Consider the following 26,174-nt stretch of genomic DNA (forward strand, 5'->3'; position numbering starts at 1 on the left):
CTTTCATTGTAAAATAATTGTCAAAATCACCTTCAAGTATTCATGATTTCTTCAATGTGGGCGGCCTCTACCGGGATGTTGGCCATCAAATCGCGGTTACCATCCTGGGTAATTAAAATATTGTTCTCAATCCTGATACCTAAACCTTCTTCGGGTATATATATTCCCGGTTCGCAGGTGAGTATATTGCCTACCTCAAATGGCTTGTAACGGCTTGCAAAATCATGCACATCCAAACCTAAATGATGTGAGGTGCCATGCATAAAATACTTTTTATAAAGGGGCGTGTTGGGGTCTTGCTTGGCTACATCGTGCTTATCCAGCAGCCCCAAGCCTATTAATTCGCTGGTTGTTATTTTACCAACCTCTTCATGATATTCGTTCCAGTTGGTGCCGGCAACAATCATTTTAGTAGCCTCACGCATTACCCTTAAAACAGCATCATAAACAGCACGCTGCCGGTCGCTAAAACGACCGTTTACAGGCACAGAACGACTCATATCGGCGTTATAATTAGCATACTCGGCACCAAAGTCAAAAAGTATCACATCACCATCGTTACAAATCTGGTTATTATCGGTATAATGCAACACAACGGCATTTTTACCCGAAGCCAGAATAGGGTGATAAGCATTTCCAGTAGCCCGTTGCCGTAAAAATTCATGTGTAATTTCGGCTTCTATCTCATATTCGGTAACACCGGGTTTTAAAAATTTCAACACACGTACAAAAGCGTCATTGGTAATGTCACATGCCTTTTGGGTGAGCTCTATTTCAACCGGCGATTTGATAACACGCAGATCGCGCATGATCACTGCCGCCCGTTCATATTTGTGCAGGGGATATTTTGCTTTTAAAGCTTCAAGCATCCGCAGATCGCGGTAGGGCACGCTATGACTATACCGCTCATTTTCATTGGTATTGATATAAATATACTCTGCATAATAAATAATATTCTGCAAAATAGTTTCATACTCGCTGAGCCAATAAATAGTTTCGATACCGGATGCAGCTTTTGCTTCTTCCTTAGTATATTTATGCCCTTCCCAGATGGCAATATGCTCGTTGGTTTGTCTTAAAAAAAGTACTTCTTTGTATGCTTTATTAGGACAATCGGGAAATAAAAGCAGGATACTTTGTTCCTGGTCGATGCCTGTCAGATAAAAAAAATCAGAATTTTGCTTAAATTGAAAAGTTTGATCGCCGCTCCTGGGGAATTCATCACTGGCATGAAAAATAGCCAAGGAGTTAGGTTTTGTTCTCGAAACGAAATTTTTTCTATTATTAATAAATAAACTATTATCGATTGCGGGATATTTCATATTTATCTGCTGATTATCTTTTTTTTTTCTTTATTTGTATAACTATTACAATTTTTGGAACAATGTTTGGTCAGGGTTTCAAACATAATTACTAAATTTGAAAAAAATCACAATTAAAATCGTTTAATCTTAAAAACTATGAATTATTCTACATTAAAGAAAACAGTCGCATTGTCATTTGCTTCTTTGATGGTTGTTGGAATCGTAAATGCACAAACGGATTCTACTAAAACCACTACAGCAACTACAACGTCGTCTGAAACTACTACCCCCAAGGTATTTGGTGGTTTAGGTCAGTACAAAAAGTTTAGCATCGGTGTAAACGTTGGCGCTACCGCTCCTTCAGTTGCAACTGGTGGTTCAAATGACTTTACACACAATAAAATTCAATTAGGCTACGGTATCTCATTCAGAGAGCAATTAGCACACTCTTTTGGTTTACAATTGGATTTGCATGGTGGTAAAGTAGAAGGTGATAACACTAAAGCACCTGGTACAAGCGGAGCTTACGCTGCTCAGTCTTTCCAAACCAAATTCTGGTCAGGTACTTTAAGCGGTGTTGTAAACGTTGCAACTATCGACTTCTTAAGACGCAAAAACTCAGTTAACTTCTTCGTTACAGCCGGTGGTGGTTTAGCTTTATACACTCCTAAAGTTACTTACAAAAACGGTACTGTAGTTGATTTTGACGGTCACGCAGGTAACTCTGATGGTTCAGGAACAAGCAAATATGTTAAAGAACTGATCATCCCAGTTGGTGCAGGTGTTAAATTCAGATTAAGTGATGTTGTTGCATTAAACTTAGGTTACACCGAAACATTTGTTGATGGTGATAACTTTGACGGTGTTAACAGGGCTTATCCTACAAAAGATAAATACAGCTACGGTTATGCTGGCTTAGAGTTCACTTTAGGTTCAAAATCAAAACCAAGCTTAGAGTGGGTTAACCCAGTAGCTTTAATGTATGACGAATTGTACGATGCTGCATTACGTCAGGAAGTTGAAGCTTTGAAAGGCCGTGTTACCAACGTTGAAAACGCTGTTAATGATCTGAAAAAAGATTCTGACGGTGACGGTGTTGCTGATCAATTTGACAAATGCCCAGGTACTGCTGCTGGCAGCGTAGTTGACGGTTCAGGTTGCGTTATCGTATTCCCTAAAGATACTGTTGCTCCAGCTCCTGCTGCTACTGCTTACTCAAACATTCAGTTTGAATTTGACAGCTCAGTATTAAGAACTTCATCTTACCCAGTGTTAGATGCAACTTCAGCTGACCTGCGTTCATCTGGTAAATCTGTTGAAGTAGACGGTTTCGCTTCATCTGAAGGTACTGCTGCTCACAACTTATCTTTATCAAAAGACCGTGCTAACTCAGTAAAAACTTACTTAGTTAACTCTGGTGTTGATGCTAAAAAAGTTAAAGTAAAAGGTTACGGTGAAACCAACCCAATTGCTGATAACTCAACTGAAGAAGGCCGCGTATTAAACCGTCGCGTTCAATTCAAACAAAAATAATATCAATTAAATATTATTGCGAAGGCTCCGGATAACCCGGAGCCTTCTTTGTTTTATATCATTTTTATTGACTCCCCCTACCTTCTTACAATAACGTCGGTTGCTTGTTTATATATAGATATACCATAACTTAGTGATCGATGATGAATGGTATACCTGTTAAATCGAAAATTAAAACCGACGAGGTTTTAAAAATCAGTCCGTTTAAGGAGGTGATCAAACCCACCGTACCGCACAAACATGCTAATTACTTCGAGTTGATCATATTAACTCAGGGCTCGGGATTTCATACTATTGATGACCAAACTTTTGATGTTAATCCGCCCGATATATTTTTTTTAAAACCAGGACAAACACATTGCTGGGATTTTTCAAGAATACCCAAAGGTTTTGTAATTCTGTTCAGGGAGGAATTATTAAATAGCGAGGGTTTAGAGGTTGTTTATCAGTTACCCGCTCACATTAGCCTGGCAGATGGCGGTACCCTTTTTGAATTAGTAAAACGGTTTTATCAGGATTATCAATCTAATGCTTCACTAACTATATTAAAGACTTATTTACAACTCATCCTGTTAAAGATCCCGAAACCGTCAGGTACCTTTATCCAAACAGAAATAACTTTTAACGCTGTTTACTATCAATTTAAAAGCCTGATCAATGAAAATTATCAGCGGATAAAAAAGGTACAGGATTATGCCGATCTGCTTAAAGTATCAGCATCCCGGTTAAATTTAATATGCAGGAATGCCTCAGGTAAAACACCATCCATGTTGTTAAATGAGCGTATCCTGTTAGAATCAAAAACCTTACTTTCAAACACTTCGTTATCCATCAAGGAAATTGCGGCCAGTCTCGACTTTTCCGATACGTCGCATTTTGTAAAATTTTTTAAACTAAACACCAACTTAACTCCTGGCTTGTACCGGGATCTGGCACTTTCATCGGCCAAAAGAGTCATTTAATTATACCGCAGATGGCAGGTTTTATACCGTGACCAGCATACTGTAAGTTCTATTTTTACAATTGCAATCTGCATGTTATCATGAAAATACGTTTACCTCTTGGCTGTCTTATTTTTCTCTTTTCTTATATAAGTTCATTCGCACAAAATGCCAATATTAAAGGTAAGGTAACAGATGTCAAAAGCAAATCTCCGGCAGAATATGCGAGTGTTGCCCTATTCAGAACAACCGATTCTACGCTGGTTTACGGGCAAGTTACAGGCACCAACGGTGAGTTTCGTTTCACAAAAATACCAGGAGGCTACTATTATATAAAAATAATCTTCGTAGGTTATGAAACCAAATACATCAAAGAAATTAATATTGCGGATAGCCAGCAATTAGATTTAGGCAATATTCAGATAAGCCCATCGGGCAAGATGCTTAGTGAGGTTGCTATTTCGGGTCAAAAAATAACAGCATTAAATAAAATTGATAAGCAAAGTTATAAAGCCGGGCAGTTTGAATCGGCCAAAGGCGGCTCAGCTATAGACGTATTGAAAAATCTTCCATCGGTAGCGGTCAATTCAGAGGGAGATATTAGTGTGCGGGGATCATCTGGTTTTATGGTGCTGATTAATGGTAAACCTGTTTTGGCCGATGCGCAAACGGTGCTAACCCAGTTACCTGCCAATACTATCGATAATATAGAACTGATCACCGCGCCATCCGCCAAATACGACCCGGATGGCAGGGGTGGTATCATCAATATTATTACTAAAAAAGGAACGGCAGATGGTTTTACACTGGTAGCCAATTCCCAGGGTGGCCTGCCCGGCACAGTCAGCTATGGCAACTTAAAAAAACCTAAACGCTTTGGAGCCGACGCTACCATTAATTATAAGAAAAACAAGTGGGATATTTCTGTAGGAGGTAATTATACCCGAAATGATAACGCAGGTTACCGGGAAGGGAATGTTTATACAAAAAATTTCACTAACAATACCATTACCCGTTTCCCATCCAACGGTGAAAGAAGTTTTGACAGGCATAATTATGCAGGGAGGGCATCTGTAAGTTATACCGCCGACCCAAACAATGTAATATCAGTGGGACTTTATAGTGGTAAAAGATACCAGGCACGCCTGGCTGATTTATTATATAATAATACCACCTCAGATCTAAATACCAATGCGCTTATTAAAAGTACAACCTATTATAACTCAAACCTGCAAACTAAAGAAGGCACCTTTAATTTAGGTAATGTTGATTATACCCACACTTTTACTAATAAGTCGGCCCTGACGGCTGGCTTACTTTATGAGCACGATAATTTGTACGGGGCAACTCAAAATCGAAATTTAAAATTTCCGAATACAACAGACACAATTCAATATGTAAACAATCCTTACAAAAGGCCTATCAACGCATATCGCTTAAAACTGGATTATAGCGTGAATATCGGTAAAGGGAAATTGGAAAGCGGTTACCAGTTCAGGCATGATATTCAGGGCGGCATTTTTGATTATTTTGTAACACCGGCAACTTCGCAGCCCGATCTGGACAAATTTAGTGGGAGTACACATGCTAAAAATGATATCAATTCATTTTATAGTCAATACTCCGGCAAGGTACAGCAGCTGGAGTATGTGGGTGGCTTGCGCTACGAATATGCTGCGCGTACAGTTAACCTGTCATATGACCCCAATCCGCATATTCTCAATCTATCCAATTTGTTTCCTTCGGCCAGTTTACTGTATCATCTCAACGAAGGCTGGAACCTTAAAGCGGGTTATAGCAAAAGGGTGCAGCGTAACAGCAATTTGGAGTTAAATCCCATACCAGAGCGTGAACACTCTGAAACGCTGGAACAGGGCGACCCTGACTTGTTGCCGGAATTTATTGACCTGGCCGAATTGGGTATGAATCGGAATTTTACCAATGGGTCCTTCTTTACTACCCTTTATTATCAGCACATTAAAAACCCTGTACAACGGCTTAACAGCGTGTATGCCGATACTATACTAAACCGGGTGTATACCAATGCCGGAAGCGCCAGGCTATTCGGGCTGGAAGCGGGAATGAATTTATCGCCGTTTAAGTGGTGGAGCATTTATCTGAGTGGCAACCTCTACAATTATAAAATACATGGTAACATTGCTATTTTAAATGAACCTTTTATCATCTCCAATACCAAATGGGCTTATTCGGTTAATGGAAATACCAATTTTCAACTTAGTAAAACGCTTAGCCTTCAGGCCAATATAAACTACCTTTCAAAAAGGCCAACAGCCCAGGGAGAAGATGGACAATTTTTTGTGCCAAATACCTCTGTAAAAAAAACATTCATGAAAGGGCGCCTATCCGCATCACTACTATGGCAAAACATGAACATGGGAATACTGGGCGCAAACAAACAGCGTATTACTACCGCCGGTCGAGATTTTTATACAACAACAAATTATATCTCTGAAACAGATGTACTCCTGATCAACCTTAGTTTTAACTTAAACAGGTTTACCAGTAAATTAAAATTACCAACCAGCGAAACCGGTGATAGGGAATTTTAATTTACTTTATTAACCACCAATTTGAAACATCGGCGTTAAACTTTACTTTACACTCTTTTTAAGTACAATAAAATACCCGCTAATAAAAATAAGCACGGAAATGGTAATACCTACAAAAATGTCTTTTGTAAAAAGATCGATGATTATTTGGGGCGTTTCGCCTTTGTTGATATTACGCGGCACCAGTTTTAGAGCCAGCATGGGATGCGAATAGGGAAACAGGTAACAATACTCCCAGTCTTTTGACGCGGTTATAACGCCTATAATGGTGGCCACAAAACCAACCCCCATTGGCTTTAAAAAATCGGACCACAACAGGCTGAGTAGAAATTGGATGGACAATATACCCAACGACGACAAGAAAAGCTTAAAGTACAGCTTGGCCAGCACATCTTCCATATGATAATTGTCAAAACGTAGCTCGGGCTTTACCAAACTGAGCAAATTGCCAAATCCTATGGTAAATAATACAAAAAGCGCCAGGCACAAAAATATGAGGAACAGGGCATAAAAATATTTGGCCGCATATACACTCAGGCGCGAAATGGGCAAGCTAAATAAGCTTTTCCAGGTATCGGCCTTATGTTCAATACTATTTACCGAATAGGCAATAAAAATAACAAACATGGGTAAAAGCAACGAGCCCATTACAGCCAGAATTGCACCTGCAAACTGTATCCATAATATTGCAGGAGGCATACCTGCCAAACGTTCGCTTTTGGTGTAAAAACCCACAAACAGCAGCAGGCAAATCAACAGGGGCAATAATATAGCAGCCCAAAATCCTAACGTTTTACGACTCTTAAAAAATTCTGACCGGAATGATAAAATAAACCACTTCATAGCGATCAGGCGTTTTGGGTGATAGATAAAAACAATTTTTCCAGGTCTTTTTGCTGCTTGCCTATGCTGAATACAGTATATTCATTTTGAATAAGCAGCGCATTAATATCGCCCATTTGCTCTTTTGAGATATAGGGCACATATACATAATCATCCGTTACATCTGCAACCGGGTAATTTTTGCGTTTCAACAAGTTGGCCGCGTCTACGCTATTATCGGTCTCGATACGTATTAAGGGTTGGCTCAAGGCTTCCAGCTCCGTTATACTGCCCTGGAATAATAACTGACCACCATCAATAATGCCTACATGCGTAGCCATACGTTCAACCTCGGCCAGTAAATGGCTCGATATAAACACCGTTTTACGATGCTGGTTAACCAGTTTCAATAACAACTCTCGTATCTCGATGATACCGTTCGGATCCAGGCCATTGGTGGGTTCATCCAGTATCATTAATTTAGGATCAGTAAGCAGGGCCAAAGCTATGCCCAGGCGTTGTTTCATCCCTAAGGAATACTGACCTGCTTTTTTATTAGCGGCATTGCTCAGGTGCACCAGATCGAGCATTTCGTCGACCCGCTTAACTGGAACTTGTAATAGTAAAGCCCTGTTCAGTAAATTTTCTTTGCCGCTCAGGTGCTGATAAATAGCCGGCTGCTCAATAAGCGCCCCGATCTGGGATAATATGCTGATGCGATTTTTTTGGAGTTCCTGTCCGAAAATGTGGATACTGCCGTGTTGAGTTTTGAGCAGATTTAACAGGAGTTTGATAGTAGTGGTTTTCCCGGCGCCGTTTGGGCCAAGAAAACCATATATACTTCCTTCGGGTACCTGCAGGTTTAATGATTTCACAACCTGCTGACTGCCGAAGTTGAAGGATAACCCTTCAGTACGAATTACCATACATGATTATCCTTGGCTACTGTGCAAACAGTTTTAACAAGGTGTACACCTTTGTAAAACAATGATGTGGCATGAACGGATGCCCCAACAATTGCCGACTCCTTCTTTTGTTCAAACTGATAGCTTACACCTAATATTAGGGCAAACATTACTGGTATCAGTAACATGATAAAAGGATTCGAGTTTTTGATAAGCGTTTTCATCGTGAGTGTTTTGATACAACAAAGGAATATCTTTTATTTTACCTGCTAAAAAGTATTAGACCAACGGTCGGAGTTTATAGATGAACGGTCAATTAGCCGTATTAACCCGTTCATCGATTTTAAATGCCCGTTCATCGATAAAATGAAATACTATATATAATTATAGCAGCTTATCACCATCAAAATATTAAATTAGACGATAGTTAAGAGGCAAGAATCAAGAGACAAGAATCAAGACAAGCTGCAATCAAATGATTATATTACTGTCTTGGCTCTTGTCTCTTGATTCTTGCTTCTGATCAGACTCTAAAAAAATGTCGTCAGATAAACAAACACGTGTAATAAGGAAAGGCTGGCAAATATTCTGGCACCTGCTTTTTTGGCTCGGCATCATATCGCTATTTTTATCCCTGGCCCGCAGCAATACCAAACTAAGCAACCAGGAGCTCCTCATCCTGTTTCTGCTATACCCGGCTATCAACATCAGCCTGTTTTATATTAACTTCCTGGTTTATATCCCCAGATTTTTAGATAAAAAACGCTACTGGGCCTATGCCTTGTTTGTTATCATTACCATCATCGCTTACGGCTTTGCTAAATACGGTGTAGGGCTTCTGTTTAAACAATATGTGCTGGTACGTATGAAAGGCGAAGTGATCACCTTTCCCTCCTACTTTTTAAGCACCATTTTCACCAGCTTAATATTCATTTTTTTAAGTACCGTGCTCAAATTTACTACCGACTGGTTCCTGAATGAACGGATACAGCACGATCTGGAAAATCAGCGACTGAGCGCCGAACTGGCCTTTTTAAAATCGCAGATCAATCCGCACTTTTTATTTAACTCACTCAACAGCATTTATTCGCTGGCTTACCAGCGATCGGAAACCACACCTGAGGCTATCCTGAAACTATCAGAAATTATGCGCTACATGTTGTATGAGTGTAATGACAACAAGGTTGACCTGAGCAAGGAGCTTCAATACCTGCATAATTACATCGACCTGCAAAAAATACGGTTCGGCAACAAAGCTTTTATCGATTTTAAGGTGATGGGCGAAGTAACCAATCAGCAAATTGTACCCCTGTTATTGATCGCTTTTATCGAGAACGCATTTAAACATGGTGTGGCCAGTGATGTAACATCGCCCATTAAACTACTCATCAATGTAGAGGAGAGCAAGCTTCATTTTTATATACAAAACAAAAAACACACCCATAACCGCGATACTGTGGGTGGTATTGGTTTAAACAACGTACAAAGACGGCTCAACCTGCTTTACCCCTACAAACATACGCTAAACATCAGGGATGAAGTTGACACTTATACCTGCGAGCTATCCATCGTACTATAACCAGGTCTTGCTCCGTTATTAACCGGAAATAAAAAAATTAACGATAAATCATTAGAACACTTATTTTTACAACATGATCCGATGCCTGGTAGTTGATGATGAGCCTTTAGCGCTGCATATTTTGGAAGATTATATTTCCAAAATGCCTTTCCTGCAATTGGTAAAAGCCACTACCAACCCTATCGAAGCGCTAACCATAGTACAGGGTGGCAGTGTCGACCTGGTGTTTTTAGATGTGCAGATGCCCGAGCTTACCGGCATCCAATTTTTAAAGATCGCCAACGGCAAAGCCAAAGTGATCCTCACCACCGCCTATCCGCAATATGCGCTGGAGGGTTATGAGCTGGATGTGGTTGATTACCTGCTTAAACCCATAGCGCTCGACCGTTTTTTTAAATCGGTTCAAAAAGCGCAAAGCATTATACAGCCGGTAGTTAAAACCGTGCAACAGGCTGAACCGGTACAAGTAGATGATTTTTCAACCGATTTCATCTTCGTTAAAACCGAACATAAGATCCAAAAGGTTTACCTGCACGATATTTTATTTATTGAAGGACTAAAAGATTACATCTCCATATTCACCACTGCCGAGCGTATCATTACCCTGCAGGGCATGAAGAAAATGGAGGATGCCCTGCCCGAAAGGCATTTTATTCGCGTACACAAATCATACATTGTGGCCCTCAACAAGATCGACAGCATCGAACGAAGCCGCATCCAGATAGGCGACAAGATCATCCCCGTAGGCGATACTTACCGCGACGATTTCTTCCGGATGATTGAGGATAAGAATATTTAAAGCCCAGATGGGGTTATAACATATAATAAAAGCGTCATTGCGAGCGCAGCGTGGCAATCCCCTACTTACAGAGCGGACCTGCTAATTGGAAGATTGCCACGCTGCGCTCGCAATGACGTGGTGGGAAAATCTTTTGTCATGCATGTTCACGACCAGATCCTTCACTACGTTCAGGATGATAACGCCTAGTTGAACTTATCCCGTGTATAAGATCTCTCCTCGTACCTCGTTCGAGCTGACAGTTTTTCTATTTTTCCTCCTCGCAATGCCATAGCTTTTTTCTTTTTCCCATCAGCAGATAAGCTTCGGGCGAAAGCGGGCAGAACGATGTAGGCCCGTGCGATGGCAAGGGCATTAGCAAGTTTTTGCTGAAGCGCGGGGCTGGAGCGAACAAAGTCGGGCAAAATAATTGCAGCCCGTGGTCCTGTCCGTTTTGCAGGGCAAAGGCCATGTGCGGCAAAGAAGCATTTCTGCTGACTTGATTTTTGGTTACTCTTCATCAAGGAAAAGTAACTAGGCCCCCCCGCGGCCAAGAGCGGGTATACGCCCTGTAATGCGGCCCTGTATAGTTTGGGATTGCCACGCTACGCTCGCAATGACGCGTTGGAAAACACCTTCGCCATGCATGTTCACGACCAGATCCTTCACTGCGTTCAGGATGGCAAATTAAAAATATATGCTATTACTTCACCTCTATTTCTTCAACCGTATCCTTCTCCCCAATCTGCTGGCGCCACATGGCATAGTAAAGACCTTTCTGGCTTAACAGATCATGATGCTTGCCCGATTCAATAATGCGGCCTTTCTCCAGCACATAAATGCAATCGGCATGCATAATGGTCGACAAGCGGTGAGCGATCAGGATGGTAATGTGATTTTCCAACTCGGACACATTGCGGATAGTTTCTGTGATCTCTTCTTCGGTGATCGAATCCAATGAGGATGTAGCCTCATCAAACACCAGGATATCTGGCCGGCGCAACAATGCACGGGCTATCGAGAGGCGCTGTTTTTCGCCACCGGATACTTTTACCCCACCCTCGCCAATTACGGTGCTCAGGCCTTTATCGGCACGCGCCAGCAGCGTTTGGCAGGCCGCACGCTGCAGCACATTCATACATTCCTCGTCGGTAGCATCGGGGCGTACAAACAACAGGTTTTCGCGTATGGTACCCGAGAATAGTTGGGTATCCTGGGTTACAAAACCAATTTTTTCGCGCAGCTGATCCAAATCAATATCACGGCTTAAAATATTGTTGTATAAAACATCGCCATCCAAAGGCTGATACAAGCCAACCAATAGTTTTACCAGGGTAGTTTTACCCGAGCCCGACGGACCAACAAAAGCGATGGTTTCGCCGGTATTGGTTTCAAAGCTGATGTGGTTAAGGGCGTTGCGGTTGGCGGTTAAATGTTTAAAAGTAACATCTTTAAAAGTTAAGGTATTTACTTTTTCCAGCAACACTGGTTTCTCGGGTTTTTTATCAATAGGGGTACTCAATATCCCCTTAAAATTACCCAGGGAAACTTCGGCCTCGCGCCATGATAATATCACGTTGCCCAACTCCTGCAGCGGGTTAAACAGGAAGAAGGAATAAAACAAAAAGCTAAAATACTGCCCCGGCGAAATGGTTTGTTTAAAAATAAGCAGCAATAACACTACTACCATTACGCTCCGCACCAGGTTTACCGTAGTACCCTGCACAAAGCTCATGCTGCGCACGTATTTTACTTTTTTAAGCTCCAGGTCGAGTATTCTGTAAGTAGTTTTATTTAAGCGGGCGATTTCCTGTTTAGCCAAACCCAGACTTTTTACCAGTTCGATGTTTCTTAGCGACTCGGTAGTTGAACCAGCCAGAGCCGTAGTTTCTGATACAATCTTTTTCTGGATGGTTTTTATTTTCCGGCTCATGGCCATACTCACAAAAGTGATAATGGGTATAGCGGCAAAATATACCAATGTTACCTGGTAACTTACGCTTACCGAGTACACGATAACAAATACCATCCCGATGAGCGATACAAAAAGGATAGAGATAAACGAGGTGATAAACTTTTCGCAATCGAGCCTTACCTTTTGTAAAATGCCCAGAGTTTCGCCGCTGCGCTGATCTTCAAATACCTGGTAAGGTAATTCGAGCGAATGTTTCAGCCCGTCGGCATACATTTCGGCACCCACTTTTTGGGTGATGATATTGGTAAAATAATCCTGAAAGTTTTTAGCTATACGCGATACCATGGCCACACCAATAGCCGCGCCAATGAGTATCAACACCTGGTGCAGGTATTCCTGGTATTGAAGGGTGTTGCGTTTTTCGATAACCCGGTCAACAATGCGTCCGGTTATCCACGGGTCAAGCAATGAAAAGCCAATATTCATGGCCGCCAGGAAAAGTGCCAATACAACTATCCAGCGGTGTTTTTTTAAATACGAAAGTAGTATATTCATGTTTTATGTTAGTAGTTAGTATCAAGTAGCTAGTATCAAGTATCAAGATTTTCTTAACCTTAGTATCTGAACTTAACAGATCGTGGTCTTGATACTTGATACCAGCTACTTGATACTAGTTTGGTACTAACTCTCCAAAAATAAAAAAAGGGAATGGCTAAGTAGCTCATTCCCTTTTAATTTGACATAAGGTTAATATTTAAACCGTCATGATATCTTTTTCTTTAGCTTCAGAAAGCTGGTCGATCTTTACAATATAAGCATCGGTAAGCTTCTGAATTTCAGCCTCGCCGGTTTTGATCTCATCTTCAGAAACACCTTCTGATTTTAACTTTTTGATCTTTTCGTTAGCATCTTTACGGATGTTGCGGATCGCGATCTTACCAGTTTCGGCTTCACCTTTGGCCTTTTTAACCAGGTCGCGGCGACGCTCCTCGGTCAGTGGTGGCACATTGATGCGGATGATCACACCATCGTTTTGCGGATTAAAACCAAGATTTGCCTCTTTAATAGCTTTTTCAATAGCTCCCAGTAATGATTTTTCCCAGGGTTGTACAATAATGGTACGTGCATCGGGCGTATTAACGTTACCTACCTGGCTTAATGGGGTTGGGTTACCGTAGTAATCAACCATAATATCATCCAATAAAGATGGGTTTGCTTTACCTGCACGTATCTTATTTAATTCACTATCGGCGTGGTCAATGGCTTTGTCCATTAAAGCCTTTGCATCAGTTACTTGTTTTTTAATGAGTTCGCTCATTGGTTTTAAATTTTCACAAAAGTAATAAAATCTATCATTTTCCTTAGCCTTAGTGTAAAATCAAATTCTTGGACGCACGACTCCTCCCCAACCTTCGCTTCGCTATACGCCCTCTCTCAGCTGTGGTGGGAAGAGAGTGAAGAAAATATCCAATTGTCATGCTGTGGAACAAAGCGTCTATTGCTGAACATTTCAAAGGCAGAATAGATCCTTCGCTCCGCTGAGTATAACAATCGATCCAGACACTTTGATCTCCGCACAAATTTTCGTATATTTATATCAATCAACAGCCCGGGTGTCTTTTAGCAGACATCCGGGCTGTTTAGTTATGGTCAAAACAAGACCAAAAACCAATCGATTGACATTCAGTTATTTGACAATCAGCAGCCTAATACTTTTTAAAGTTTTAAAAAGTGCCCAAAATCGCGTTAAAATTTGTTAAAAAGTGTTAAAATGAGGTTTTTTTGAGCGGTTTTGACGCATTTTTAATCCTTTTTTGAACCGAAATTTGTTAAAATCGGAGGTTTAAAAAGTATATCCGGTTCAACATCAAATGTTAAATAACATTTTTTAACATTTAAGTATCCTGATATAGCCTTATATTTATGTAAACCTTTTTATCGTATGAAATCAATTTGGCTATTTGTACTCATGATTGGTGGTATTACACAGTTAAAAGCACAACAGTTGACCACACCCTCACCTGGTAAAAAACTTGATAATTCTATCTATCAGTATTTTAAGGTAAAACCTGATGATGGTATATTAAAATCAACCCCGGTTATACCCAACGTACTTCAGCCTTTGCAGAATATGCAAACCCTAAATAATGTAATCGCAGCTGAAATAACCGATCACATGCCGGTTATAAAACTACAGCCGACCGATAAAATGCCGGTTGTGAAAACAGATGAACCTAACATGCGTTATACCATGTTGATCAAACGGCTCGGCGAAGCGAAACCAGATTCAGCAATAAAAACTATTCGTCCGTAATTATCAGCGGGTTAAAAATCTTTGTTCAGCACTTTTTCCAGTTCAGCAAAGCTGATATTCATTTTAACACGGCCTTGCTTGGCGTAGGATAATTCGCCGGTTTCTTCGGATATGATAATGGCAGTGGCCTCGTTAGCTTCGGTTACGCCAATACCTGCCCGATGACGCAGGCCAAATTGCGCGGGTAGGTCTGTTTTTTCGGTAAGGGGTAAAATACAGCTGGCCGATTTAATTTTATTTTCAGATATCACCACAGCCCCATCATGCAGCGGGCTGGTTTTCTGAAAGATGCTCTCCAGCAGGCGTTTGGATATCTTTGCATCCATTACCTCGCAGCTGTTTTGGTAAAACTGCTCGTCATAATATTTGGCAAATACGATCAAAGCACCGGTACGGGTTTGCTTCATGCTTTTGCAGGCATCAATAATAGGTTTTATGCGGGCATAGTTATTTTTCTCAGCCTCGGTCTTACCAAAGAAGTATTGCCACCAGGCCTTATTTCGCTGCAGTGAGGCATTTTTGCCCACCAGCAGCAAAAAGCGCCTTACTTCCTGCTGAAATACCACGATGACGGCTATAATACCCACATCCACAAACTTGCCTAAAATAGCGGTAAGCAGTTTCATGTGCAGGGCATTCACCACAAAGTTAAGTGCAAATATTACCGCGAAGCCGATGAAGATATTGGCTGCTATAGTACCCCGGATGAGGTTATACAGCTGGTATATGATAAAAGCCACCAAAACCACATCAAGGATATCAAAAAACGTGATCTTGGGGAAGCTGAGGAATATAGATTGCATTTACGAAGTTAATAAGTTTAAGGAGAAGTTAAGGCCTGGCTTAAGCAGTACAATAAACAACGTTCTTTTTTAAATCGTGATGACAATTCAGGGAATGTAAGGGCCGCCAGCCACACCCCAACCCCATTCCGGCATTGGACTATCAGTTGGTTCCGTAACCTCATTGGTTTTGGAATTAATGACCGCGATACGGGTTCCCCATTCCAGGTAAGCCATAAAGGCCGAACGAAATTCAGGGTCATCGGGCAATGCATATTCGTCGGCAGTTTGCAGCAGCAATTCTATCCACCGTTTACGGTGTGCTTCGGTCAGGTACTTTTGGAGATGTTTGCTGATCATGATAAAATGACTGCCCTCCTGTTCGCTATAAGTTTTAGGGCCGCCTAAAACTTCGGCAACAAAATGGGCCACATGTAGGCGGTGCTGCGGGCTCATGTGCTTAAATACAGGCTCCAGCAGATCATCGGCCAATACCTTATCATAGAATTTATCAAAAAGATTTTCGAACACTTTTGTACCGCCGGCCCATTCAAAAAGCGTGGGCACACCTGGTTTATTTGCTGCATCCATCATAAAACGTGTTTTAATTGATGAATAAAGATAGTACAGCCAAACCAAAGTTAAAAGTATAACCCGGTAATGATGAATATGATAAGATGCTTACTTGTTACGCTCGGTAGTGAACCTTACCAGTTGCTCCAATCCACGGTGCGAATCACTATCGGGGAAAGTATTGAGGATTTCAAAAGCCTCGTCCTGGTATTTTTTCATCTGGATTTCGGCATATTGCAGGCCGCCGGTATCGTTCACAAACTTAACAATCTGGGCAATCTTTGCGGGATCGTCATTATGATTCTTAACCAAGTTGATGATCCTTTTCTTTTCAGAATCAGTGGCATTAGCGAGAGAATAGATCAATGGCAGGGTAACCTTTTTTTCCTTGATATCGATGCCCAAAGGTTTACCTACATCGTCGGTACCAAAATCAAACATATCGTCCTTGATCTGGAAAGCGATGCCTATTTTTTCGCCAAACAAGCGCATTTTCTCTACCACCTCATCAGAGGCTCCGGCTGATGCGGCCCCACAGGCGCAACATGAAGCGATAAGTGATGCCGTTTTTTGGCGGATCACCTCGTAGTAAACCGGCTCGCCAATATCCATGCGGCGTACCTTTTCAATCTGCATCAATTCACCTTCGCTCATTTGTTTTACCGCATCTGATACGATACGAAGTAAATGAAAATCATTATTATCGATAGACAACAACAGCCCTTTTGAAAGCAGGTAATCGCCTACTAAAACGGCAATTTTATTTTTCCATAAAGCATTGATAGAAAAAAATCCGCGACGCTGATATGAGTTATCAACCACATCATCATGTACCAGGGAGGCTGTATGTAGTAGTTCAACCAAAGCGGCCCCGCGATGGGTTGACTCGTTGATGCCTCCGCAAATGCTGGCGGCAAAAAACACAAACATTGGTCTGATCTGCTTTCCTTTACGCTTAACAATATAATGGGTTATCCTGTCGAGCAAAGGTACCGAGCTTTGCATAGAAGCTTTGAACTTCTCCTCAAACACATCAATATCGGCAGCAATAGGTTTTTTAATGTTGTTGATGCTCAGCATTTAAACTAAACAAGCTTTTTTACGTGTAAAACTACCATACGGCAATATGGAGCAAACATAAGCTAAAATTATTTATCTGCATTATAGCTATATATTTTTTACTCAAATTAAACCAAACATGTTATTTACACTCTATATGTTAAATGCCATATTTTATAAGTTGAGTTAAAGTTTTCGTGAAGGCGGGGCCCTCTGTAAAGAGGACTTCGCTTTTTTTATTGCCTTTGAATGCAATATTATTTTACCTTTGCAATCCCAAATGCCCCGGAGAGGTGTCTGAGTGGTCGAAAGAGCACGCCTGGAAAGTGTGTATACGCCAAAAGTGTATCGAGGGTTCGAATCCCTCCCTCTCCGCTGATAACGTTAACAAAAGTCACAAAAAGCCCTTTAATTGTATATTAAAGGGCTTTTTCTATTTTCAACCCTACTAAAAATCACATAAAAGCGCATAACTCTATTGCGTCATTCGTAGCGTCTTTTCAGATTAAAAAAAGACGCAATGAAAACGTTGTAATATCCTGTATTAGAGCATGTTCAAGGCACGTACATCTTGTTTTACAGATAACGCAAAAGTAAATTTGTTAACTTTTAAATGATGTATTTTATGGTAGAAAAAAGCTTTGGGTTACTTTTCTTTTTGAAACAGCCCAAAAATTCAAGTGGCGACGTCAGGTTTATTTACCTGAAAATCACCGTTGATGGAAAGGCAAAAGAGCTGTCAACTAAACGCAAATGCGAATCCTCGAAGTGGAGTTCGCATTCAGGCCGAGCTATCGGCAACAAGGAGTCGATAAAAGAATTAAACACTTTTCTTGACGCATTAGAGCACCAGGTTTACCAGGCTAAACGATTCTTAATCGAATCTAATAAACAAGTTTCCGCACAGGGAATAAAAGATGTCTTGACGGGTAATTATGATAAGAAAAGAATGATCCTGGAAATCTTCAGGCATCACAACGATCAAATGAAAGAACTGGAGGGTATTGATTATGCGCGGGGGACTATAGGGAGATACGAGATTTCTTATGGGCATACAAAAGCATTTATGAAATGGTTGTATAGCTCGGATGAAGATAAAGACATCAGAGAATTAGATCACGAGTTTATAACCCAGTATTCATTTTGGCTCAAAACTGTTAGAAAATGCAACCATAATTCGACGGTGAAGTACCTGGCAAATTTCAAAAAGATCGTACTGATTTGTGTAAAAAACAGATGGCTGCCTGCGGATCCTTTTTCCAATTTCAAAATGACAAAGAAAAAGGTTGAACGAACCGCGCTGTCAGAATCGGAACTGCGGAGGCTGGAATTAAAGGAATTTGAAACGGAAAGGCTGGACGCAGTAAGAGATATCTTTGTGTTTAGCTGCTACACCGGACTTGCATATGTCGATGTGCAAAAATTAAAGAGATCCGATATCAGATATGGGGAGGACAAAAAATTCTGGCTGTTTGTAGTCAGGCAAAAAACAAGTACACTGTCTCGAATACCACTACTTGTTCCGGCACAAAAAATACTTATGAAATATCGGGATGATCCGAAATGCTCAAATACGGGGATGGCGTTACCGGTGCTGACAAACCAACGTATGAATTCCTATCTGAAGGAAATTGCCGGATGTTGCGGGATCAAGTGTGAACTTACATTTCATATAGCCCGCCATACTTTTGCAACTACCGTTACATTAAATAATGGGGTTCCGATTGAGTCTGTTTCAAAAATGTTGGGCCACACCGATATAAAGCAGACCCAACATTACGCAAAAATGCAAGATTACAAGGTGAGCAAGGATATGCTCTTATTAGAAGAGAATTTATTAGATAAGCTAAATAAAGAAATTGAAGAAGGTGCAGAAACCGGGTCAGCCATTTTCTGAATAGGATAGTTTAAAGCACTACCTTAACAATGGTTCCCTGGTAAGAATCATAGGTCGGCAAATAAACGATATAATGAAGCTCTTTTAATCGGTTTATACAGCGGTGGTAGGTCGTTATGCTGCCAATGTGAACTGCGGTCATTAATTGTTTTCTGGATACCTTTATTTGATCCGAATAGCCGCTTTTTGCCATAGCATCAATATGCAGATAAATAAGCTGATGTGCCAGACGTTTAAGCGGCGGTCATCAGCTATTTTATTATACAGCCTTAAAAGAGTTGAGAATTCAGCTTTCATAGTTTAGGATTTGTCACTGATCATATTTTCGATATCAGCAAGCTTATAAAAATGGATACCGCCTACTTTTTTAGATTTCAGTTTCCCGGAGACTCTCAAATTCTGAACGGTTGCCGTTGAAATTTTGAGCATTTTTCGAACATCCCAGCATAACGTTAAAGAGGCAGTTGACCGGAACATAGGGTTCCTACTGAATGACCCGAAAAATATTCTTGCCAGACACAGGTTGATTGAAACCATGCTGGATTGGAAAACCCATATGAGGGCTCGGAAATACATAAGAGTTTAATATAAAGCAGGGTGTGATCAGAGGTAAAAGGGATAAATAGGTTAAACGGTATTATTACAATTTTAGCAAAAGCATATTAAATACTATTTTAGCTTTTCATTAATACCTAACCTTATATTTAATGAACATTGAACAAATCGACGAAGATGTTTATAAGCTACTGGCAACATATCATAATCGTGACCGGAATTTCCTGTTCACGCTCTGATCTTTAAACCGTAAATCGAGGCTCGAAAAAGGTTATTGGTTTTTGGGTGATCAAAATTACCTGGCAGTTTCTTTTTGGAGCGGAAACGATCACCTGACATGTATGCCGCGGGTAGCCTTCGCTATTAATGTTGACGGAAATACTACACTCGAATTTAATTCAAAAGACATATCGAAAACTCAATTCTTTAATTACAGCCTGCTGGAGAATTTAGGGATCGATCCTATTCCCAACCAGGTTCATACCGAAAATATTACCGGAACTTCAAAAATAAAGATTACATTGCCTCCCTTGAGTCCTTTCTCGCTAATGATAAAGTAATAATTGATAATGCCATCAGGGATAACACGGTTTTCTACCCCGATACCTTAGCGTACACCGACCCGGTTGATTTCATCAAACCAACCGTATTTGACAAGCAATGGAACATAATAAAAAGATACCGGGCAGAAAGAGCTGACCAAAAAAGGAAAACTGGTTATTTAAGAGAATTTCAGATCAGGTTTGGGCCGGTTAACAAAGTAAGCATTAAAGATATCCCTGCCGGATGTAAATGGATTTTAATAACCGGTGAAAACGGATCAGGGAAAACTTCGATTCTTCGCGCGCTTGCCACAGGGCTGACCAGTAACAACGATCATGACGAACCTGTTGCCGTGGATTATGATGATTTTGAAATAGAAATCGGACTCGACAATTTAAACCGTATTTCACGCACGACGGTTAAGAGTAGCGATAATTATAAGGATGGCGAATTGTTGGCCAAAGGACTGGCTGTTTACGGACCAGTGAGGTTACTAACGCAGGGCAGCCTGGATAAACATCTTAAAAAAAGCGATGAGGCGCATATCAGCCATCAAACCACCTATGGGTTGGTTAACCCAATAGGAATATTGAGAGATATCAGTGGTGAATATGTTTTGGGTGTAAGGCCGAAAGAATATCAGCCTGCACTTGATAATTTCCTGGAAAATATTGCCGCAAACCTTCTGAAATTTTGCCTAATGTCCATGAAGTAGAAATTCGGCCGCTAGATAAGGGGCATGAGGTTTTTTATAAACAGGGAAATGAAAAGTCTGGATTAAAAAGAGAATGGACGCCCTTCCAGAAGTTGCCATCAGGTACCCGCAATTTCGCCGCCCTCATCCTTGATATGTTGCTGCCATTTAGTGAAAAGCAACAGGACGTGGCCGATCTTGCAGATTTTGTAGGCATTGTCCTGATCGATGAAATTGACCTGCACCGGCATCCTAAATTGCGGCGGGAAATCGTTATTCAGCTTGCAGATACTTTCCCAAATATTCAGCTTATCGTAACTACCGATAGCCCTATTCCTATGCTTGGGGCACCAAGGAACTCTGTCTTTATCAATGTATATAAAGATGAGGCAGATCGAATATGTGCGGAACATTTGAAGATTGACATTACCAGCTTACTGCCCAACGCACTGCTAACTTCACCCTTGTTCCGCTTTGACGACCTAATCAGTGACAGTCACGTATATGGTGAAAAATTGAATACAGAGGATGATTATAATGAAGCGGTGTTTTATAATATACTTGAAACGAAAATAAGGGAGAGGACTTTGATCAGGAGGCAGGATACATGATTTTTCTTCCGTTAAAAGACCGTGAAAATCCGCCTGCGCGTTTACTGGTGGGAGGTGCATTGAGACAGATTGAAAGGGCCGTAATTAATTTAGACGGAAAAGAATATAATGCGACCTACTATCCGGATACCCCTATAATTGAATTGCTTCGTGCATGTTCCATACATAAACTACAATTGCAGCCAGGTGACAGGCCCAAATGCAATTATTGTGAATCCCAACTGGAACATGGCTTAACATTGCAGGTAGAGCATTACCGTCCCAAGGCAAAAGTTGAAGCGGGTGTTAATGATAATATAGAGCTGCCGGGTTATTATTGGCTGGGTTTAGAATGGACCAATTTATTGCTGGCATGCCCAAAGTGCAACGGTAAGGATGCTAAGGGGAACCATTTTCCAATCAGGGGTGTAAGAGCCGTGGCAATTAACCCGATTTTACGAGGGCCACGTGGACAAATAAGCCTAGATCGAAGCCAGACGAAGGCTCATGCTCAACCATTGTCGGCTGAATTACCCATATTGCTAAATCCTGAAATTGATCATCCGGAGGACTTTTTAACATTTGACCTATACGCAAATATCAGTGGGCACGGGCCAAACGCTGAACGGGGTAACGTCAGCAGGGATAGATATAAATTGAACAGGAATCTACTGGTTGCCGAAAGGCTGGATGTATGGAAGGCTTTCAAAAAGCGTATTGAGGTCGATATTGCGGGATTTGAATTGGGCGTGCACAATGATGCGGGGTTACAATACCTGTTTAAAGTTACCTGCCGGGAGTTGTTGGAACGTAAATCACTCGAAAAAGAATTTACGCTTTGGGGGCGATATATTAACGACAATATCGTTGATTTTATTAATGTGTACGTTGCACCGGATTACCAGGACAGGTTCAACCAGGCCTATGATGAGGTAGTTGCCGAACAACAGCTCATCCCGGCATGAACCTAAGCAGAGCAGGTAAAAAACAATCAGCGCGTCAGCTTGCGAAATGTCAGATTTATTCTTGGCCTCATAATACCTTTTTCCTTCGGAACACGGTGCTGCCACTTTTCTTGAAAACCGGCTTTCATCAGCAGATAAGATCCTGATTCGAGAAGAACAGAATACTTAATAGCGTGATCATCCCGCCTTCGAAAGTCGAAATGTCTTTGCTGGCCAAAACTCACCGACGCGACTACCCAGTTCTTTCCGGGCACACCGTCATTGTCTGTGTGCCAACTTACTGAATCATTCCCATCACGGTAATAATTGAGCAACACGCTATCGAATTTATCACCCGATAGCGGCTCGATTCGCTCCCTGATTAATAATAGTTCCGGTGTCCAGATTGCAGGTTTAAGATTTTTTTCACTAAGCGAATAATCGACGGAAGGATCGCCAAACCAGGCAGTGAGTCTTGGGGTAGTGACCTCCTTGCCATACATCAGCTGGGATTTCTGTTCCCACTTTACCTCATTAATCAGCTTATCCATTAACTCTTCGCTTTCCGATAAGGAAAATACGCCAGGGCGGTAGTCGACCAGTTGGGGCGGCAATCCGCTATTTGGTAGCAGGTCGTTCAACAAGTTTATTTGATCCATGTGAATTATCAATTATCATCGAATGGGTAAAGGCAAAGCTCGGCATTTATATTGGCTGATAAAATATGCATATCCAACTGCCGAAACATAACTGCCCGTTCCACATATATGGACACAGGTTATACCAATCTGGATTATTGGCCTGAACATGATTGCGGCAACTTTGTGGTAAACAAATAAGCAATTAAAATCATAAAAAATGAGCAACAACATCACAGGAAAAGTAATAGTAATTACTGGTGCCAGCAGCGGCATAGGAGAAGAAACAGCTAAGCATTTGGCTAAATTAGGTGCTTCCGTAAGCCTTGGAGCACGGCGGGTAGAGAAACTAAATCAACTCGTGGAGGAAATCAAAGCAGCCGGCGGTAAAGCTGTCGCCTTTGCGGTGGATGTCACAAAGCGCCATGAGGTTGACCAGTTCATTCTGAATACCATTAGTGCGTTTGGAAAAATTGACGTGGTATTCAACAATGCCGGTGTAATGCCGCTATCGCGATTAGAAAATCGCCGCTATGACGAGTGGGAGCAAATGATCGATACGAATCTTAAAGGCGTGCTTTATGGCATCGGGGCTGCCATTCCTTTTTTCAAAGAACAGGGGAGCGGCCATTTCATCAACGTGTCCTCAGTAGCAGGGCATAAAACAGCGCCAACAAGTGCTGTATATTCTGCAACGAAGTTTGCTGTCGGCGCGCTTACTGAAGGATTAAGACAGGAAGTTAAAGCTTACAACATCCGGACGACCATCATTTCGCCAGGCGCGATTCTTACCGAACTTGCCGGTCACATTGCCGATGAGGAAGCAAAACAAGGGATGTCTTTCCTTGCTCAGATCGGGATTAAGCCGGATGCGATAGCCCGCGCGGTTGCGTATGCTATTGACCAACCTGCAGATGTAGATGTGAACGAAATATTTTTAAGACCAACAGTGCAGGATTTTTAATTATGGAAGCTGTTGAAATAACCTCTTTTAAGCTGGCAGGATATACCTGCCAGCAATTTATCGATGCTAATAAAGTAATCGATAAATGGCTTTGCGAACAGCCGGGATTTCGTTCGCGTCGTATTTGGCAGCAAAGTGACGGGGTTGTGTTTGATATGTTGATTTGGGATAGTAAGGAAGAGGGCACCACAGCCATGCACAGACTGCTTTCAGAACATGGAGATTCCATTATCCATGCGATGATCGATCAGCAAACTGTGACCTGGACTGTAGATACGGTGCAACACAGGCTCGTTTTTAAATGCTAACTTTATTTTTTTATTCACTATGAGACATAATGCCCCTCATCTTTTTAATTCAATATCAGAAATGCACCGCGCGCTGGGTTTACCCGGTCCGCAGCATCCGTTGATCAGTCTTGTTAATTATGCGGAGGTGACGCGGGACATCAGTTCACCGCCATCTTCCCTGGTATTGAACATGTATAAGATCTCATTTAAATTTAATTTCAGGGGGAAGTTCAAATACGGGCAGCATTATTTTGATTTTGACGCCGGTGGCATGAGTTTTTTTGCGCCATTACAACTAATTTCATCGGTAATGGATAAGGATACCGATTACAGTGGCTATTCCCTGCATGTACATCCAGACTTTATCAGGAATACTCCCTTGTCTAAAACCATTAAGGACTATGGCTTTTTTTCATATTCGGTGAATGAAGCACTATGCTTATCTGACCAGGAGAAGACGATTGTTTCGGGTATTTTTGAAAGTATTAAATATGAGTTGTCCAGTCCGATAGATAGTTTCAGCCAGGATATCATTATCGCGCAACTGGACCAACTCTTGAATTACAGCAACCGCTTTTATAGCCGGCAGTTCATTACCCGAAAAGTCGTAAGCAATGATAAGCTTACAAAGCTCAATGATTTGCTTGAAGAAATTTTCCAGAGAAAAGATGCATTGATTCAGGGAATGCCTTCAGTACAGAACCTGGCAGATGCACTGAATGTTTCCCCGAGATACCTCAGCGATATGCTCGGTTCGCTAACTGGCCAAAACACCCAGCAGTTCATCCAGGCTAAAATGATCGAGAAAGCAAAAGAACTTTTGGCAGTAAGCGATTTGACCGTTGCTGAGATCGCTTACCAGCTTGGCTTTGACTACCCACAATCGTTTAACAAACTATTCAAAAAAAAGACAGCGGTTTCGCCAAATGTTTACCGCCAATCCTTTAATTAAAAATAACAACACGTATTCAATGCATTCTTATAAACAAATCTTTAAAGGCCTGATTGTTGGAATTTTGGTCGTTGCACCGCTATCGGGTTTCTGTCAAAAAGAAAAACAAAACGCAACTGGCGTCACGAAGGGGCAATATGGATTTGACGCCGATACCACTTATTTATCCCGGATCTCAGTAACACCCCCGGAAATTCTAAATCAATTCAGGGAGGCGGGAATGTCACCTACTGAACATAGGCTAACAAAGGAGGAAAAGGAAGTTATTGCTGCCGCTTTTGCGGCATTGCCGCCGTTTCATCGATGGGTATTACAAGAACACCTGAAGAGCATTAGCTTTTTAGATAATATGCCTAACACCGCCCTCACTTCCCCAATCGCTGAAAACGGAACGTCTAAGTTATATCATATTACTTTTCGAGCTGCGATCCTTCACCAGAATATCTCCGAGTGGCTTACTGAAAAGGAAAGAACCTGCTATCAAAAAGGAGATTCAACGTATTCTGTTTCCGTAAATGGGGGAACGCTAAGTGCGCTGACCTACGTTTTATTGCATGAAGGGACACATGTTGTTGATGGTTCAATGCACATTATTGGAGGAGATTCCATTGCTGGAAAATTACGATATAACGCTTTTACAAAAGCCTTTAAAAAACACAGGTGGAATAACATCACGACCATTATTTGTCCCGTACCCAATTCGCTGGTGCTTAAGAACCGCTTCAGAAAGGGAGGTTCGCTATTCAGGACTTCACAGGCTGCCGAGGTATATCAGGGTCTTCAACAAATACCTTTTGTTTCTTTATACAGCACCAGCAGCTGGCATGAAAACCTTGCTGAATTTTTAGCGGTATACCACCTGACTCAAATGTTAAAGCAACCATTTAAAATTATCGTCACAAAAAATGGTAAGGACGTATTAACATATGAACCGATTAAATCGCCTCTTTTACGTAAAGAATTTGGACTTATGAAGCGATTTTATCAAGTCAGCGACATCAAACGGCCTGGATAAAAAAGGATCAAACCGGA

The 26,174-nt window shown here is 41.3% G+C and carries 26 protein-coding genes and 1 tRNA gene; 15 read left to right on the forward strand and 12 right to left on the reverse strand.

The window, feature by feature from the left end; translation table 11 throughout:
- Positions 1-32: 32 nt before the first annotated feature.
- Entirely contained in the window at positions 33-1,322 is a 1,290-nt protein-coding gene (locus FHW89_RS12400; protein WP_172335363.1) for an aminopeptidase P family protein, read from the reverse strand.
- Between the two features lie 138 nt (positions 1,323-1,460).
- Between FHW89_RS12400 and FHW89_RS12405 the strand changes: the two genes are divergently transcribed.
- From FHW89_RS12405 to FHW89_RS12415, 3 genes are all read left to right on the forward strand, one after another.
- The gene (locus tag FHW89_RS12405) at positions 1,461-2,837 is read left to right on the forward strand and encodes an OmpA family protein (RefSeq protein ID WP_172335364.1); all 1,377 of its coding nucleotides are present in this window, start codon (positions 1,461-1,463) and stop codon (positions 2,835-2,837) included.
- Between the two features lie 140 nt (positions 2,838-2,977).
- Positions 2,978-3,799: an AraC family transcriptional regulator gene (locus FHW89_RS12410; RefSeq protein ID WP_172335365.1), complete on the forward strand. Its 822-nt coding sequence runs from the start codon at positions 2,978-2,980 to the stop codon at positions 3,797-3,799.
- Positions 3,800-3,879: 80 nt separating this feature from the next.
- Positions 3,880-6,348: a TonB-dependent receptor domain-containing protein gene (locus FHW89_RS12415; protein WP_172335366.1), complete on the forward strand. Its 2,469-nt coding sequence runs from the start codon at positions 3,880-3,882 to the stop codon at positions 6,346-6,348.
- A 42-nt stretch (positions 6,349-6,390) separates the two neighbouring features.
- Here the strand turns inward: FHW89_RS12415 and FHW89_RS12420 are convergent, their stop codons facing one another.
- From FHW89_RS12420 to FHW89_RS12430, 3 genes are read right to left on the reverse strand one after another with little or no spacing between them, the layout of a single operon-like run.
- A complete protein-coding gene (locus FHW89_RS12420) occupies positions 6,391-7,191 on the reverse strand; it encodes an ABC transporter permease (RefSeq protein WP_172335367.1) in 801 nt (266 codons plus the stop codon).
- A 5-nt stretch (positions 7,192-7,196) separates the two neighbouring features.
- The gene (locus tag FHW89_RS12425) at positions 7,197-8,096 is read right to left on the reverse strand and encodes an ABC transporter ATP-binding protein (RefSeq protein WP_172335368.1); all 900 of its coding nucleotides are present in this window, start codon (positions 8,094-8,096) and stop codon (positions 7,197-7,199) included.
- A complete protein-coding gene (locus tag FHW89_RS12430; protein WP_172335369.1) occupies positions 8,090-8,299 on the reverse strand; it encodes a hypothetical protein in 210 nt (69 codons plus the stop codon). The genes FHW89_RS12425 and FHW89_RS12430 overlap by 7 nt, the downstream gene beginning before the upstream one ends.
- A 314-nt stretch (positions 8,300-8,613) precedes the next feature.
- Here FHW89_RS12430 and FHW89_RS12435 point away from each other — a divergent pair, with 314 nt between their 5' ends.
- Both FHW89_RS12435 and FHW89_RS12440 read left to right on the forward strand, forming a co-directional pair.
- Positions 8,614-9,654, forward strand: coding sequence for a sensor histidine kinase (locus tag FHW89_RS12435; RefSeq protein WP_172335370.1), 1,041 nt, complete (start codon positions 8,614-8,616; stop codon positions 9,652-9,654).
- A gap of 73 nt (positions 9,655-9,727) precedes the next feature.
- The gene (locus FHW89_RS12440) at positions 9,728-10,453 is read left to right on the forward strand and encodes a LytTR family DNA-binding domain-containing protein (protein ID WP_172335371.1); all 726 of its coding nucleotides are present in this window, start codon (positions 9,728-9,730) and stop codon (positions 10,451-10,453) included.
- A 185-nt stretch (positions 10,454-10,638) separates the two neighbouring features.
- On the opposite strand, the gene FHW89_RS12445 is transcribed toward FHW89_RS12440, so the two are convergent.
- The 3 genes from FHW89_RS12445 to frr all read right to left on the reverse strand — a co-directional run bounded on the left by FHW89_RS12445 (position 10,639) and on the right by frr (position 13,665).
- Entirely contained in the window at positions 10,639-10,953 is a 315-nt protein-coding gene (locus FHW89_RS12445; protein WP_172335372.1) for a hypothetical protein, read from the reverse strand.
- 182 nt (positions 10,954-11,135) lie between these two features.
- Entirely contained in the window at positions 11,136-12,902 is a 1,767-nt protein-coding gene (locus FHW89_RS12450; protein WP_172335373.1) for an ABC transporter ATP-binding protein, read from the reverse strand.
- Between the two features lie 199 nt (positions 12,903-13,101).
- A complete protein-coding gene (frr, locus tag FHW89_RS12455) occupies positions 13,102-13,665 on the reverse strand; it encodes a ribosome recycling factor (RefSeq protein WP_172335374.1) in 564 nt (187 codons plus the stop codon).
- A 624-nt stretch (positions 13,666-14,289) separates the two neighbouring features.
- Here frr and FHW89_RS12460 point away from each other — a divergent pair.
- On the forward strand, positions 14,290-14,661 hold the full coding sequence (locus FHW89_RS12460; RefSeq protein ID WP_172335375.1) for a hypothetical protein: 372 nt from the start codon (positions 14,290-14,292) through the stop codon (positions 14,659-14,661).
- 11 nt (positions 14,662-14,672) lie between these two features.
- On the opposite strand, the gene cdaA is transcribed toward FHW89_RS12460, so the two are convergent.
- The 3 genes from cdaA to FHW89_RS12475 all read right to left on the reverse strand — a co-directional run bounded on the left by cdaA (position 14,673) and on the right by FHW89_RS12475 (position 17,096).
- Positions 14,673-15,464: a diadenylate cyclase CdaA gene (gene cdaA / locus FHW89_RS12465; RefSeq protein WP_172335376.1), complete on the reverse strand. Its 792-nt coding sequence runs from the start codon at positions 15,462-15,464 to the stop codon at positions 14,673-14,675.
- 87 nt (positions 15,465-15,551) lie between these two features.
- Entirely contained in the window at positions 15,552-16,037 is a 486-nt protein-coding gene (locus FHW89_RS12470; RefSeq protein WP_253952227.1) for a group II truncated hemoglobin, read from the reverse strand.
- An 87-nt stretch (positions 16,038-16,124) separates the two neighbouring features.
- On the reverse strand, positions 16,125-17,096 hold the full coding sequence (locus FHW89_RS12475) for a polyprenyl synthetase family protein (protein WP_172335377.1): 972 nt from the start codon (positions 17,094-17,096) through the stop codon (positions 16,125-16,127).
- Positions 17,097-17,362: 266 nt separating this feature from the next.
- Here FHW89_RS12475 and FHW89_RS12480 point away from each other — a divergent pair.
- A tRNA-Ser gene (locus tag FHW89_RS12480) sits at positions 17,363-17,450 on the forward strand.
- Between the two features lie 250 nt (positions 17,451-17,700).
- Entirely contained in the window at positions 17,701-18,972 is a 1,272-nt protein-coding gene (locus tag FHW89_RS12485) for a site-specific integrase (RefSeq protein ID WP_172335378.1), read from the forward strand.
- A gap of 162 nt (positions 18,973-19,134) precedes the next feature.
- On the opposite strand, the gene FHW89_RS28980 is transcribed toward FHW89_RS12485, so the two are convergent.
- A complete protein-coding gene (locus tag FHW89_RS28980; RefSeq protein ID WP_256367787.1) occupies positions 19,135-19,269 on the reverse strand; it encodes a hypothetical protein in 135 nt (44 codons plus the stop codon).
- Positions 19,270-20,263: 994 nt separating this feature from the next.
- On the opposite strand from FHW89_RS28980, the gene FHW89_RS12490 reads away from it, so the two are divergent.
- From FHW89_RS12490 to FHW89_RS12500, 3 genes are read left to right on the forward strand one after another with little or no spacing between them, the layout of a single operon-like run.
- Entirely contained in the window at positions 20,264-20,785 is a 522-nt protein-coding gene (locus FHW89_RS12490) for an AAA family ATPase (protein ID WP_371742455.1), read from the forward strand.
- Positions 20,764-21,375: an AAA family ATPase gene (locus tag FHW89_RS12495; protein ID WP_172335379.1), complete on the forward strand. Its 612-nt coding sequence runs from the start codon at positions 20,764-20,766 to the stop codon at positions 21,373-21,375. The genes FHW89_RS12490 and FHW89_RS12495 overlap by 22 nt, the downstream gene beginning before the upstream one ends.
- Positions 21,372-22,319 carry an HNH endonuclease gene (locus tag FHW89_RS12500; protein WP_172335380.1) on the forward strand — a complete coding sequence of 316 codons (948 nt, stop codon included), beginning with the start codon at positions 21,372-21,374 and terminating at the stop codon, positions 22,317-22,319. Before FHW89_RS12495 ends, FHW89_RS12500 begins: the two co-directional genes overlap by 4 nt.
- A gap of 26 nt (positions 22,320-22,345) precedes the next feature.
- Here the strand turns inward: FHW89_RS12500 and FHW89_RS12505 are convergent, their stop codons facing one another.
- Positions 22,346-22,957, reverse strand: a complete 612-nt coding sequence (locus FHW89_RS12505; RefSeq protein ID WP_172335381.1) for an alpha-ketoglutarate-dependent dioxygenase AlkB — start codon at positions 22,955-22,957, stop codon at positions 22,346-22,348.
- A gap of 199 nt (positions 22,958-23,156) precedes the next feature.
- Between FHW89_RS12505 and FHW89_RS12510 the strand changes: the two genes are divergently transcribed.
- The 4 genes from FHW89_RS12510 to FHW89_RS12525 all read left to right on the forward strand — a co-directional run bounded on the left by FHW89_RS12510 (position 23,157) and on the right by FHW89_RS12525 (position 26,157).
- Complete coding sequence (locus tag FHW89_RS12510) at positions 23,157-23,900, forward strand: SDR family oxidoreductase (RefSeq protein WP_172335382.1); 744 nt, start codon at positions 23,157-23,159, stop codon at positions 23,898-23,900.
- 2 nt (positions 23,901-23,902) lie between these two features.
- Positions 23,903-24,208, forward strand: coding sequence for a hypothetical protein (locus tag FHW89_RS12515; protein ID WP_172335383.1), 306 nt, complete (start codon positions 23,903-23,905; stop codon positions 24,206-24,208).
- 61 nt (positions 24,209-24,269) lie between these two features.
- Entirely contained in the window at positions 24,270-25,142 is an 873-nt protein-coding gene (locus FHW89_RS12520) for an AraC family transcriptional regulator (protein ID WP_253952228.1), read from the forward strand.
- Positions 25,117-26,157 carry a hypothetical protein gene (locus tag FHW89_RS12525; RefSeq protein WP_172335385.1) on the forward strand — a complete coding sequence of 347 codons (1,041 nt, stop codon included), beginning with the start codon at positions 25,117-25,119 and terminating at the stop codon, positions 26,155-26,157. Before FHW89_RS12520 ends, FHW89_RS12525 begins: the two co-directional genes overlap by 26 nt.
- Positions 26,158-26,174: the final 17 nt, after the last annotated feature.

Source organism: Mucilaginibacter sp. SG564, from assembly GCF_013149275.1.
Lineage (GTDB): Bacteria > Bacteroidota > Bacteroidia > Sphingobacteriales > Sphingobacteriaceae > Mucilaginibacter.